Genomic DNA, 13,881 nt, shown 5'->3' on the forward strand with positions numbered 1-13,881 from the left:
CCATCCGGGTCAAGACAGCAAGCAACTCCTCAATCGGCTCGTTTACTGCTTCTATCAATCCGTTCATGCCGCCGACCAGTCTGCCCCAGTCCCCGCTGAAGGCCGCCTCATTGCCGCGTGTCTCCAGTTTGCCTTCCTTGACCGCCGTGATCAGCGCTTCCGCTTGCTTAAGCAAACCGCCGATAGCGTCGATGCAGCCGTTGAGGTTGTTCTTAATTTCGTTGAAGTCGCCTTTGTATTCATCGGTAATCTTCGGCGGAATGTCGCCCTTGGAAATACGGTCGACATATTCAGCCGCCACGTTAAGCGGAGCGATGACTCCGTCCATGGCGTTGTTGACACCTCTCAGGATCTTGCGCCAGACGCCCTGCGCCCTGTCGGCGTTAGCCCGCTGGTCCAGTTTCCCTTCGCTGCCGGCGCCGATTACCACGCCTACTTCGTCAACCAGAACATGAATCATGCCAATGCAGGTGTTAAGGTTGTTCTTGATTACGTTGAAGTCACCTTTGTACTCATCCGTAATCTCAGGCGGCGTGTCGCCTTTGGCGATGCGGTCCACATATTCCGCCGCCACGTTGAGCGGCCCGATAACCCCATCCATGGCGTTGTTAACGCCCCTCAGGATCTTGCGCCAGACACCCTGCGTCCTGTCGGCGTTGGCCCGCTGGTCCAGTTTCCCTTCGCTGCCGGCGCCGATTACCACGCCTACTTCGTCAACCAGCGTGTGAATAGTGCCAATCAGCGAGTTCAGGTTGTTCTTTATTTCATTAAAGTCGCCCTTGTACTCGTCCGTAATTTCAGGCGGCGTGTCGCCTTTGGCGATCCGGTCGATATATTCCGCCGACATGTTCAAAGGCCCGATAACCGCGTCCAGCATCTGGTTGATACCGTCCACCAGGTTTTTGTAATCCCCGCTGGCGGCCACATCGGCGCGGGCTGAGAGGTCGCCTGCCTTGGCCTTTTCCACCAGTTCCCGCACCGCTTTTAAAACCACTTTCTGTTCGGTGATGTCGTTGATCACACCGAAGCAGCCTATGATTTCACCTTTTTCATTCTTTACAGCGTCAGCGCACATTGTAGAAGGTATAATCTTGTTTTCCCGCGTGCGCAGTTCAAGCTCGTTCTGCCAGGTTTTCCCGCTCATGATGCTCTTCCAGCAGTCGCGCCCGGTTGCCGCGTCCACAAATATCGCTGGCAGGCCGCCGGCGGCGTTAATCTGGTCGATGTTGTACCCGAAAAGGCTGTTGAAGGCCTTGTTCTGAGAAAGGAGCTTGACACCTTTTTTGTCGGTGATGACAATGGGCGCGGCGGACGCTTCAACAGCTCCCTTGATGCGCAGCATTTCCTCCACCCGCTCTTTATTCTCGGCGGTCACGTCAATAAGCGTGTTCAGGTTGTTCTTAATTTCATTGAAGTCCCCGTTGTAGGCCTCGGTTATGCGGGGGGGAATTTCTCCCTTGGCGATCCGGTCCACATATTCGGCCGCCACGTTCAGCGGTCCGATCACTCCGTCCATGGCGTTGTTGACACCTCTCAAGATCTTGCGCCAGACACCGGTCGTCCGGTCGGCGTTGGCCCGCTGGTCCAGTTTCCCTTCACTGCCGGCGCCGATTACCACTCCTACCTCGTCAACAAGTACTCCGATCGTGTCGATGCACATGTTCAGGTTGTTTTTAATCTCGTTAAAGTCTCCATTGTAATTATCGGTTATTTTCGGCGGGGTGTCGCCTTTGGAGATCCGGTCAATGTACTCCGCTGCCACGTTAAGCGGGCCGATTACAGCGTCCAGAGTGTCGTTAATGCCCTGAATGACCCCCTGAAACTCAGGATCGATTTTGTTCACATCGCCCCGCGCGTCCAGCTTGCCTGCTTTGGCCGCTTCAGTCAGCCTGCCGCTTTCAGTGAGCAGCGACTTGATGATGCCGCTGACTGATCTGGTGATAAAGAAGCTTAAGGCCAGGCCAAGCAGCAGGGCAATGACACTTATGATTAGGATGGTGTAGATGACACTGCTGGTGCCGCTGCTGGCGGCTTTGATGTTATCCTCAAACACCTTTTGGTTGCTGGTGACCAGGCTGTTAACAATTTCTTTGAGCTGGTTGGTTACAGGCACCAGATTCCCGGCGATCCTGGAAACCTCTTGCTGCTCAGCCTGGATTACGGCAGGGTCTGTAGTCTTGTACTGCCTTTCAATGACCGGCATCAAGTCATTGGTAATACCCTGGTTGTAGCTGTTGGTCACTTCAATTAATTTTTGCACTTCAGGTTTTTTATCCGGAGCGCTGACTTCGAGCAGTTTCTTTTCCGCATCCAAAACCAGCTTCATATTGCTGTTGTACTCATCTTTGAACTTGGTGGTCCCGTAAGCGATGTAGCCGCGTATACCAGCAACGGCAGCGTTAAAGTTGCTGTCTATATCTTTCTGTAGCGACAGCCGCCCGTTAACCGCATCCATCGTGTTGATCCCTTTGGCTACTGACCTGGTTGAAACTATTGAGGTAATACCCATAACTAACATCAGCAGCAAGACGACCAAAAAACCTGTAGTCACTTTAGATCCGATTTTTAGTTTCACCGCTCTACCTCCTCTTTAATATTATTTCAAGATACAATCTGGCTTTTTTTTACATTTACGAGTGTTTCCAGGATTATTTCACTTGTGTTCTCAGTTATGCGGCCGTCATGACCGGAAAAAATAACCTCTACGGCACGGCCGGCTATTTTCTCTAAGGATTTAACGAATTCCCAGGAATATGATCCCCCCGGGGTCCTGATCCTGAGCGGAGTGTCACCGGAAAACAGCGTCTTATCCTCCGCGCAGTAAAGACAGATGGAGTCGTTGGAGTGCCCGGGCGTGTGTATGACCTCGAAATCACGGTCTCCCAGGCGCAGGACCTGGCCGTCCGAAACAATCCTGCTCACTCCCTCCGTCCTGGTAAACGCGTATACCACCGGCTGATACTTTTCAATTATGTATTTAAGCCCGCCGGCGTGGTCAAAGTGGCCGTGCGTCAGGACCACCTGCTCTACCGGCTTTTTGCCCACCCCTGTGGACGACTTGCCGATTTCTTCGATGATATAACCATCCGGGCCTATATCCACCAGGGTATTCACATCTTCCAAACGGTTCCAGCTGCCCAGTACCAGGTAGGAATTGCAGCAATATATTTTGCTGTTGCACCTGAGGCTGATTACTTTCATTGTTTTGCCTCAATTTTCTGAAATAACTGGGCGTCAGCCGCCACCTGTCTAAATAGGTGAGCTGTTTCAGGCGGCATTTTTTGGGTTTGCTCTGTGGCAAAGTACCCGCCGGGCGCCAAAGCCGCGTGGAACATTTTAATCACTTCAACCCGCTCAGCCGGCTGAAAGTGCAGGAGCACATTCTTGCACAGGATCAAGTTGAAACCGCTCCCGACAGGCTTTAGTGTAAGCAGGTCGTGCTTGCTGAAGAACACCTTGGTCCTGATCACTTCATCAATCTTGTAATAGCCTGCCTTTTCTCCCGGCTGAAAGTACTTTTCAAACAGGCCTCGCGGGATCCGCTTGAGGTCGTCCTCCGGGTACAAACCGTCTGAGATAACCTTGCCAAACAGGTTGCTGCCGTCGATATCCGTCGCGTCTATCCGGAAGTTGCGAAAAGCAAACCGCCCCATATTCTCAGCAAACATTATGGCCATTGAATAAGGCTCCGGGCCCATGGCGCAGCCCGCGTCCCAGACCCGGATCTTGCTGAACCCGGCTACAGACGGCACAACATGTTTTACAATCAGCTCCAGAGTATGCATATCACGAAAAAAATAAGTAAAGGCCATTGCTCTTCATTCTCCCGTCATTTCATGTCAGCCTGCAGCCATTACATTTCCTCCCCCTTGTTAAAGTCAAACAGCAGCTGGTGGGCGTTGAGCAGGATCTTGACGCGGTCGCCGACCTTGCCCATACCCTGGATGAAACGGCTGCTCTCGCCTCTTTTAACCTTGGGCGGCGGCTCAACCTCGCCCTTGGGAATATCCATAACTTCTGATACACGGTCGACGATCAGCCCTACTGACTGCTCGTCAATGTTGATTACAATGATACAAGTGCGGTCGTCGTATTCCCGCTCTTCCAGCCCGAAGCGCAGGCGTACGTCCATCACCGGGATAACCTTGCCCCGCAGGTTGATTACGCCCTTGATGTAGTGGGGCATGTCGGGCACCTCGGTTATGTTCTGGATACCGATGATCTCCGTAACATGCCTGATTTCAATACCATACTCTTCCTGGCACAAGATGAAGGTCAGAAATTTATCCTCCTGGGTATCTTCATCTTCCTCATACTCGTCCTCCAACAGGTCCGCGTCCAGCCTCTCTTTTAAGCTCATTATGTCTCACCTCCGTTATAATAGTGATCTGGGAATACAGGAGACAGGAGTCAGAAGTTAGAATAAAGGATAACTTCTGTCTCGTTGTCTCTTTAAATCTCTTTGCTTGATTCTTTATATAAGTCTTTTCTTTAATTCTTTGAATTCTGGATTCTGAATTCTGTCTTCTTCTAATTAAGTACTCCCTCAACTGAGTTGATTAAATCGTCTATATCAAGAATCATGCTGATGTCTCCGTCGCCCAGGATGGCGCAGCCGGAAATGCTCTTAACGTGGCCCAGGTAACTGGACAGCCCTTTAATTACAATCTGCTGCTGGCCGATCACTTCGTCCACGAAAAGGCTGCATTTCTTTTCTTCGTTTTCTACCACTATCAAGATACCGTCGGTCAGGCGGCGAAAGTTTGAACTGACCTGGTATAGTTCATGCAGCCTGATTACCGGCAGAAGCTCACCGCGGATGCTGACCAGCTCTAGATTGTCAGGGGTACGGGTGATCTGCCCCTCTTTGGGCTGCAGCGATTCTTTGATGGAGTTAATCGGTATTGTATACCTGTTCTGCCCTACTTTTACCACCATGCCTTCGATAATAGCCAGGGTAAGTGGTATGCGCACGGCGAACATGGTGCCGGAACCGGGCCGGCTGCGCACGTCCACTTTGCCGCGCAGCTTTTCTATGTTGCGCTTGACAACGTCCATGCCGACACCCCGTCCGGATATGCTTGACACTTTTTCCGCAGTGGAAAATCCAGGTTCAAAAATCAACTTAAATACTTCCTCATCTTTTAAATCACGGTCTTCGCTGCGCAGCAGCCCTTTCTCCACCGCCTTATTGAAGATCCTGTCGCGGTCCAGGCCTTTGCCGTCGTCCTCCACGACGATCCAGACTTCACCGGCCGAGTGTTTGGCTTCGATACTGACTCTGCCGGTCTCCGGCTTGCCGGCGGCCAGCCGCTCTTCAGCGCTCTCGATGCCGTGGTCCACGGCGTTGCGGATCAGGTGCACCAGCGGGTCGGAGATCTGTTCAATGATGGTTTTGTCCACTTCGGTCTCTTCACCGGTGATCTCAAGGGTGACTTTCTTATTGGCTTTCTGGGCCAAATCGCGCACGAGCCGCACCATCTTGCGGAAGGTGCCGCTAAGAGGGATCATGCGCATGGACATGGCTACTTCCTGGATGTCTCTGGTTATTTTGTCAAGCTGGAGCACTGCTTTTTCGAAACGGTCCAGCTGCAGGCCTCTCAGGTCGGGGTTGTTGGCAACCATGGCTTCCGAGATAACCAGTTCGCCAACCAGGTCTAACAGTTTATCGAGTTTTTCCAGGTCTACACGAATGGCCTGCTGCTGGCCGGATACCTGTTGTCTTTCCTTCGAGTCGCCTGCTTCCTGTTCAGCTGAACTTTTTACGGAAGCTTCCCCATTAGGCTCTTTAACCGGCTGGCTTGTTTTTTCCTGGCGGACTTCCGGCTGGGCCGGTTTTTCCGGAGGAGCGGCCGCCTGCTCTTTTTCCTTTAGCCCCTGGTCTTCAGCGGGAGCCATCTCCCGGGCAAGTTTTTCCAGGTAGGTGCAGACTTCCGCTTTGCCGGACAGTTCGGGAGTGACACCCAGGTCGATCTGGCGGATGCCGTCTCTCAGGATGTCCAAGGCTATGAGCATGAAGGAGATGGCAACCGGGTCGCATGGTTTTTGCAAATCCCTGGCCTGGCCTAAAAGGCTTTCGGCATGGTGGCTGATTTCCTCCAAGTCGGCATAGCCTAAAAAGCCCGAGTTGCCTTTAAAACTGTGAAAGGCGCGAAAGGCCCGGTTGGCAATCTCGTTGTCGCCGGGGGCTTTCTCCAGCGCCAGCAGCGCGCTTTCAGCCTCGTCCAGGATCTCGATACTCTCTTCAATAAAGTGTTTCATTATTTCGGGGGTTATGTCCAATCCCATATCGTCAAGATTGCCGGTAGGAATGTACTCACCTTCATCGCCTGGCTGTTCTTCTTCCGCTGCGGGCAGGTCACAGCCGGCGTTTATATTTTCCTCTTCCTCTGTCCCGCCTTCCATAACATTTGCTATGGTTTTCTGCAGGTCATCAACAATTACGGCTGCGCTGTCCTCATAGCCCTCGTCACTCAGCTGCTGCTCAACCACATCCAGGATGTTGCGGATAAAGTCGGTGGTGCGGATGAGCAAATCCACGTGGGCAGGTTTTACCGCAGCCTGCCCGTTGCGGAAGATGTCCAGCAAGGTTTCCGCCTCGTGAGTTACGCTGATAATGGTCTGCAGGTCCAGAAAGGAGGCTGAACCTTTGAGCGAGTGGAACAGCCGGAAGATGGCGTTTAAAATCACACCGTCGATCTCTCCGGTTGAAAGCGCTTTCTCTTCCATGGCTATAATCTGCGGCTCCACGTCATCTAGCAGTTCGCGGCTATCGTTTATGAAGTACTTAACCATTTCCAGCTTCTCTTCATAGTCGCCGTTAGCCAAAAATAATCACCCCTCATTACCTAATACCGGTTTTTCTTTTCTTTATAAATAAAAGTGAATTGTTTTTCCTTAATCTTGTTTTAATTTTCTGTCTCTTATTTTTCGGATCTATCTTTTAATAGCTTTAGCAGATCCTCATAAGCTTGTTTAAGACGCGCATACTCAATGGCCAGGCGCGCGAGCTCCATTTTCTCTTTCTTTTGCCCTTTTAATTCACACTCAATTTTTTCAAGAGTCTCCATTAAATCATTAAAATCTATCGGCTTGCCGAAAAAAGCGTAAGCCCCGTAATTCAGGGCCGCAATGGCCGTTTCCACATCGCCGTAGCCTGTAGCAATGATTACCCTTGCCTCAGTGTTAATGGTCCGGACTCTTTTCAGCACATCGATCCCGCTCAGGCCGGGCATCTTCATATCTGTGACAACCACGTCGAATTGTTTTTGCTGGTAAGCTTCCAGCGCCTGCTCGGGGACAGTAAACAAATCGCACTGGTGTCCGGCGGGTTCCAGGACGGTAGCCAGCCCGTCCAGGCAATCTGCGTCATCATCTATTAACAGGATGTTCATAAAAATCCTCCGTGTACTGTATTGGGACGCCCTGTCGCTTAAAACCCGGGCCGTACCTCTCGCGGCCGGAAATGGGTAATAGCTCAGATGCGGTAAAAAAATTTATTAGCAAACCCCATGCCAGTTACTCAAAAGCGACTGAAATTAAAAGAGCAACCTTATGTTTAAGGTTGCATAGACCGGTGACTTATACAGATAACACTAAGTCCATGGTGTTGAAACAAGCTGCTCCATTGCGCAGCGTCGAAAGTGAACTCAGCGAAGCTGAGGATGCGAAATTGGATGAGCGGGACAGAGGTCAGGGGACACACCTCTGTTTTCAGCCTTACTTATAGGCCGAGGTATGTCCCCAACGTATTTCGCGAAAGCCTGAACTGAGCCGGGATGGCGAATTGAGGGCGGTCCAATTTCGCCCGAAGCGAGCTGTTAGTTCACTCGACGCGGAGCAGAGGAGCCAAGCGGGTTTCAACACCATGGACGGCTCTGTCCACAAACTTAGCAACCTTTTGTTCAAAGGCTGCAAAAAAAAGCAGTCTGACATACTACCTGCTTTGTTGGTGATATTGTACGTATCGGTGTACCTATACGTACACCTGGACCTGCAGGTACACTTGGGCAGGTGGTTTTGCTATAGTCAGATTAAAGACCCAGGCGCTCGAGGCGGCAGTAAAGTGAGCGGCGGGAAATACCAAGGTATTTGGCGGTGAGCGTCTTATTGCCGTTGAACTTTTCCAGCGCTTTTAAAATGATATTGTTGCAGTATTCTTCCAGCGGCAGGCTGCGCGGCGGCAGAAAGAAATTCTCGTGGTCAATCACTCCAATGCCGGCCGCAGCCTGCGGTTTGGATTTGATATTGCCTGTCAGTATCTCCAGGTGGCCGGGCTTCAACTCCTGGTCATCCCACATTAAAACCGCCCACTCAATGGTGTTTTTGAGTTCCCTCACGTTGCCGGGCCAGTCATATGAGAGCAGCATACCGGCAGCCTCATGGGTGATGGTCTTGAAGCTTTTTCTTTTCTCCCTGGCAAAACCAAGCAAAAACATTTGAGCCAGCGGCAGTATATCATCGGTGCGCTGCCTGAGCGGGGGCAGGTGAATATGGCCGACATTAAGGCGGTAGTACAAGTCCTGGCGGAAAGACCCCTCCTCAATTTTGCCCCGGACATCCACATTGGTGGCACAAATAATGCGGGTGTCGGTTTTCAACTTTTTCAGCCCGCCCACCCGGTAATACTCTTTTTCCTGGATTACCCGCAGCAGCTTGGCCTGCATGCTAACAGGAATCTCAGCAATCTCATCCAGGAAGATGGTGCCGCCTCTGGCCAAATCCAGTTTCCCTTTTTGCCCCCTGGCCTGGCCGCCTGTAAAAGCTCCTGCCTCGTAGCCGAACAACTCGCTTTCAAACAAGCCGGGCGCCAGGGCGGCGCAGTTCAGGTCAATAAAGGGGGTGGAGGCATCGCCTGATTGATAGTGAATATACCTGGCAATCAGCTCCTTGCCGGTTCCCGTTTCTCCGGAAATTAGAACTGGTACGGAGCGGTCGGCTTGCAGTTTCTCGGCCTGCCGTATAACTTTTTTCATAGGTTCCGAAAAAATCCCCAGTTCACCCAGCCCCACTGATTTAAGGTAAGCCTCACGGAGACGGGAAAGCTCATGCCTGGTTTCCTCCGTAGCTTCCTTGACCACCACTTCAAACTGCTCGTTAAGCGCTCTGTTTTCCCTGCGCAGGGCCTGGCGCTCCGCGGCGCGCTCAGTAACGGCGGCCAGTTCTTCGACGTTGATCGGCTTTAGGAGGTAATCATAAGCGCCTGCCCGGAGTGCTTCAACAGCGGTGTTAACATCACTGTGGCCGGTAAAAAGCACCACGTCAAAATCCTCCCGGTCCGGCCTGGCTGAGAGCTTTTGCAGCAGTTCAATGCCGGAGAGCCTGGGCATCTTTATATCTGATATAACCAGGTGAAAAAATCCATCCTGAAACGTTTTAAGGGCGGCTTCCCCGTCTTCACTAACCACCACATCGTGGCCCAGCTCGCGTAAAAAGTCACCAACGTAAGTACGACTGTCTTGATCATCATCGACAAGCAGAATCTGCACTGGCGGCACCGCCTTAATTTCAGGATTTTATTACCGGTAATTCCACTCTAAAAGTAGCCCCGCCTCTTTCATTGTTATACGCCTCAATTTGCCCGCTGAAGCCGGACAACAGCGTCTGGACAATAGCCAGGCCGAGACCCATTCCTTCGCCGGTGTCTTTGGTGGTAAAAAAAGGGTCAAAGATGCTGTCTATTATTTCGGCACTGATACCGGTAGCGTTATCACTTATTTCCAGAATCACCTTTTCCCCCGCTGCGCCGGTCAGGCAGATAATTTCTTTCTCGGAGATATTATTGGCTTTATCCAGAGCCTGCATCGCGTTTACCAGCAGGTTTATCACCACTTCTTCCAGCCTGTGGGCGTTGCCCAGCACTTTCGGCAGGTCTTTGGCAAGCTTTTTTACCACATTGATTTTGTGAGAAGTCAGCTGGCGGCCGAGCAAGCCGAGAGCGTCGCCAACAGCTTTATTTAAATTACACGGCTCAAATTCAGTGGCGTTGCCGCTGCCCACAAGTGAACGCATATGCTTGATGATCTCATCAATCCGCCCAACCTGGGCCGAAATTTTTTCCAGATTTTTTATGATCTTATCATGCTCCGGCATTCTGCCTCTTTTATGCCAGTACAGCATGCCGTCAACTATAACTTTCATGGTGTTTAACGGCTGGTTGATTTCGTGGGCGATACCGGCTGAAATGGTGCTCAGTGAGGCCAGTCTCTGCGCCCTGGCGGCCTGTTCCTGCAGACGCTGTTTCTCCCTGTTCATCTTCACCTGTTCGGTAATATCTCTAAGCATGCTCACATATTGTACCGTCGCGCCGCTTTCATCCTTGATCGCGCTCATGGAAATCCACACCGGGAAAACTTCTCCGTTTTTGTGTCTGAGCCAGTCCTCGCCCTGCCACTGACCGGTGGATTGTAAAGATTTATGTATTTTTTTAAAAACCTCTTCAGCGCCCTGAAGTACCAGCAAATACTGCTTATTTATAACATCCTCTTCTCTCTGCCCGGTAATCCTGGTAAAAGCGGGGTTGACCCACTCTATGAGGCCATCAGTATCGGTAAGCATAATTCCTTCGATGGTGTTTTCAAACACCTTGGCCGCCAGCCTCAGTTTATTCTCCTGCCGCTTCCTTTCAGTAATGTCCCTGCTGGTGCTGGCCAGTGCGACAATATTTCTGGCGCTGTCCCTGATTGGAGTCAGGGTCACAATAGCGTCAAGCAGGGTCTTGTCTTTTCTCTGTCTTACGGTTTCATAGGTTATCGCTTTCCCGTCTGAAACGACTTTTTCCATGTGCCTTTTGGCTTCTTCAACTAAATAATCCGGGACCATTTGCATAATGCCGCTTATTTCCGAGCCGGCCCAGCCAAATATCCCTTCAAAAGCTTTATTGTTCTGGAGCAGGCTGCCTTCCAGATCCCAAATGGCTATACCATCAGCGGTATTATTTATAAATGATTCGAGCTGTTCTTTGGCGGCCCTTAATTCCTCCTCAGCCTGCTTGCGCTCGGTAATGTCACGGATGTTGCTGGTAAAAAAGGTTTCCCTGCCCGACTTCCAGCTTGAAATGTACATCTCGATGGGGAATTCGCGGCCGTCCTTTTTAAGTCCCACCAGCTCAATAGTTCTGCCGATAATTTTGGTTTTCCCTGTTTTAATGAACTGGACCATGCCGTTGTGGTAAGCCGCCCGGAACCGTTCCGGCATGATCATGGTAACCGGTTTGCCGATCACTTCCTTAAACATGTAGCCAAAAATGTTTTCAGCCGCATAGTTAAAAAAAGTTATTTGCCCCTCGCTGTCAACTGAAATAATTGCGTTTCTGGCTGATTGGGCGATGGAAAGGTAATGTTTTTCCCGGCCCCTCGAATCTTCCAGTAAACGGCTGTTTTTAATGCGGAGCAAGGCCAGTTCATTAATCAACTGGTCCTTGGTTTTGTCCTCGTCCTTCATCTTTTTCACTCCACAACCCGGTCATTCAATATAATGTTACGTCAAAGTAATAACTTCTTGCGAAAAGTTAGACTTCCTTCTTCAAAATGCCTAATTATGGCACATTTTTCTCTAATAAAGAAATAAAAACACCGCCCCTTGCGACCATCTAGAGTCAGGAGGCGGCTCTTATTAATCAAGAAACAGTTAACTTGGCTCTTTTTACAAGATATTAGATTTTATTCCACCTTTTTAAAAGCCTTTTTCGGAGCATTACAAATCCGGCATTTGTCCGGGGCCTCGTTTTCAACTATGTTGCCGCAAACTGTACACAGGTAGAATTCAACCTCGGGTTTGCTTTCAAGTGAATCAAGTACTTTTGTATATAAAGCGGCATGTACCTTTTCCGCTTCGTTGGCTTGATTAAACGCAATCTTAGCCTGTTTTGACCCTTCTTCTTCAGCCTTAGCGATAAACCCGGGGTACATCTGGGTAAATTCGTATGTTTCACCTTCAATGGCCGCTTTTAAATTTTCGGCGGTAGACTTTACAGCACCTATTGCCCTGAGCTGAGCGGCTGCATGAATGGCCTCGGCTTCGGACGCGGCTCTGAATAATTTTGCCACTGCCGGGTAACCTTCTTCATCCGCCTTTTTGGCAAAAGCGGCGTACTTGCGGTTTGCTTGTGACTCGCCGGCAATTGAAGTCTTTAAATTCTTTTCTGTATCCATGTTTTCCCTCCCGTGTTTTTGTATTTAATTATACCAATTATTTTATTAATAAATGCAATATATTTCCTTAAGATTTTATTAATTGTTGTTTTTCCGCGCACTACTGTTGCCCTGATAGATGAGTGCCAGTCAAACCCGACCACACAGCCCAGCGCCTGGAACCAGAAAGGGTCGGCCAGGCGGGCAAGGACTTCATAGGCGCCGTATTCTTCTACTATCGCCTCAACTATGGCGGAGCTTAGTTTGACCATCCGTTCAAACAGCCAGCGCGGGCAATGGTGGCCGTGCAGCGGCAGGTTGGCTATACCCGTTCTCAAAAGATCACCTCAGTTTAAACTTCCCTATAAATAATTATACACAGAACATAAGTTCTGTGCAATAACAAGCCGGCCTGCCGCTCCTGCATCGCAGGCTGACAATAATGCATACCAGTTCAGGTTGTTGACAAAGCCGTCCATGGTGTTGAAACCCGCTTGGCTCCTCTGCTCCGCGTCGAGTGAACTACCAGCTCGCTTCGGGCGAAATTGGACCGCCTTCAATTCGCCGTCCTGGCTCAGTTTAGGCTTTCGCGAAATACGTTGGGGACATACCTCGGCCTCTAAGTAATGCCCCAAACAGAGGTGTGTCCCCTGGCCTCTGTCCCGCGAATCCAATTTCGCAACTTCAGCTTCGCTGAGTTCACTTGCGACGCTACGCAATGGAGCAGCTTGTTTCAACACCATGGACTTAGTATTATCCGGGCAAGTATTGTTTTTAATCTTTGTAACCTTTTTCCTTCTTTTCCTCATACATCCTGGCATCAGCAATGCTGAGCAGTTCATCCAAATTGCGCCCGTCCACGGGGAACTGGCCCAACCCTAGAGAAAGGGTCAAATTAAGATTCTCTGTTTCACCGCTGATCCCAGCCAAATTGTTAGCCAGGCGCGTTTTCAGGACCTCTTTTTCCGGCCCTTTATCAGGAAATAAAACGGCAAATTCGTCGCCCCCGTAACGAACCGCCACATCCCAGGCGCGGATACTGTTTTTTATTACCAGCGCCACTTTTTTTAATATCTCGTCCCCATACTGGTGCCCCCTGGAATCGTTAATCTGTTTCATGTTGTCTATGTCCAGAATGGCTACCGAAGGCGTACCGTCGCCGTCCCTGGCATTTTTCAGAATACGGTCCGCCTCTAGTACAAAAGCCCGCCGGTTATAAAGCCCGGTGAGAGGGTCGGTTTCCGCTTCCTGCTTGTGGCGGCGGGAGATACGGCTTATTTCCGTCACCAGCGAAATAAGGCAGCCTAAAATGAGGGCAATTCCTATATTGGACAGGATTATTTCCCCTATAACCTCTTTGACAAAAACCGGCAGGTGGCATGATTCTCCATAGAGGCTGATTATAAAACCCAGCAAAGATATTGGAATCCCCGTAAAAATCAACCATTTGGTTTTCTTTAAATTCGGGTGATGAGTCCAGTTAAACCAGATCATCCAGACCAGTACTGCCAGATAAATAATCCCGCGGCTGCCTTTACATAATATTTCGACCACATGACACTCGTAATCAACCACTTTAAAAAGGTTCCTTTCTTATCCATTATATGCTATGTATGTTCACAGATGGCAAAACAATAAATTAAAGGTACAATTAAGTAATCGTACCTTTTTATGAGATGTTTTAGGGATTAAAAAAATTTAGAAAACAAAAAAAGGGGAAAATAACTTAATAAAGAAAATAAATATATTA

Annotated in this window: 11 protein-coding genes; all 11 read right to left on the bottom strand. The window is 50.0% G+C overall.

Annotated features, from left to right (window positions below; translation table 11 throughout):
• Positions 1 to 2,575: PAS domain-containing protein (locus Pmgp_RS06330; protein ID WP_134213138.1), on the bottom strand; the 2,575-nt coding region annotated here is incomplete at its 3' end.
• Between the two features lie 26 nt (positions 2,576 to 2,601).
• The gene (locus tag Pmgp_RS06335) at positions 2,602 to 3,201 is read right to left on the bottom strand and encodes an MBL fold metallo-hydrolase (protein ID WP_134213139.1); all 600 of its coding nucleotides are present in this window, start codon (positions 3,199 to 3,201) and stop codon (positions 2,602 to 2,604) included.
• On the bottom strand, positions 3,198 to 3,812 hold the full coding sequence (locus tag Pmgp_RS06340) for a CheR family methyltransferase (protein ID WP_134213140.1): 615 nt from the start codon (positions 3,810 to 3,812) through the stop codon (positions 3,198 to 3,200). The genes Pmgp_RS06335 and Pmgp_RS06340 overlap by 4 nt, the downstream gene beginning before the upstream one ends.
• Positions 3,813 to 3,853: 41 nt before the next feature.
• Positions 3,854 to 4,360 (bottom strand): chemotaxis protein CheW, encoded by a 507-nt coding sequence (locus Pmgp_RS06345; protein WP_192902818.1) that lies wholly within the window; start codon positions 4,358 to 4,360, stop codon positions 3,854 to 3,856.
• A gap of 170 nt (positions 4,361 to 4,530) precedes the next feature.
• Positions 4,531 to 6,828, bottom strand: coding sequence for a chemotaxis protein CheA (locus Pmgp_RS06350; RefSeq protein WP_134213141.1), 2,298 nt, complete (start codon positions 6,826 to 6,828; stop codon positions 4,531 to 4,533).
• Between the two features lie 95 nt (positions 6,829 to 6,923).
• Positions 6,924 to 7,394 carry a response regulator gene (locus Pmgp_RS06355; protein WP_134213142.1) on the bottom strand — a complete coding sequence of 157 codons (471 nt, stop codon included), beginning with the start codon at positions 7,392 to 7,394 and terminating at the stop codon, positions 6,924 to 6,926.
• Between the two features lie 639 nt (positions 7,395 to 8,033).
• Positions 8,034 to 9,488 (bottom strand): sigma-54-dependent transcriptional regulator, encoded by a 1,455-nt coding sequence (locus Pmgp_RS06365; RefSeq protein WP_134213144.1) that lies wholly within the window; start codon positions 9,486 to 9,488, stop codon positions 8,034 to 8,036.
• Positions 9,489 to 9,507: 19 nt separating this feature from the next.
• Positions 9,508 to 11,442 (bottom strand): PAS domain-containing sensor histidine kinase, encoded by a 1,935-nt coding sequence (locus Pmgp_RS06370; protein WP_134213145.1) that lies wholly within the window; start codon positions 11,440 to 11,442, stop codon positions 9,508 to 9,510.
• A gap of 218 nt (positions 11,443 to 11,660) precedes the next feature.
• Positions 11,661 to 12,152: a rubrerythrin family protein gene (locus tag Pmgp_RS06375; RefSeq protein WP_134213146.1), complete on the bottom strand. Its 492-nt coding sequence runs from the start codon at positions 12,150 to 12,152 to the stop codon at positions 11,661 to 11,663.
• The gene (locus tag Pmgp_RS20215; RefSeq protein ID WP_243119751.1) at positions 12,131 to 12,469 is read right to left on the bottom strand and encodes a DUF763 domain-containing protein; all 339 of its coding nucleotides are present in this window, start codon (positions 12,467 to 12,469) and stop codon (positions 12,131 to 12,133) included. The genes Pmgp_RS06375 and Pmgp_RS20215 overlap by 22 nt, the downstream gene beginning before the upstream one ends.
• Before the next feature lie 436 nt (positions 12,470 to 12,905).
• Positions 12,906 to 13,706 carry a GGDEF domain-containing protein gene (locus tag Pmgp_RS06390; RefSeq protein ID WP_134213148.1) on the bottom strand — a complete coding sequence of 267 codons (801 nt, stop codon included), beginning with the start codon at positions 13,704 to 13,706 and terminating at the stop codon, positions 12,906 to 12,908.
• Between the last annotated feature and the right edge of the window lie 175 nt (positions 13,707 to 13,881).

This window comes from Pelotomaculum propionicicum (genome assembly GCF_004369225.1).
In the GTDB taxonomy this organism is placed as follows: Bacteria; Bacillota; Desulfotomaculia; order Desulfotomaculales; family Pelotomaculaceae; genus Pelotomaculum_B; species Pelotomaculum_B propionicicum.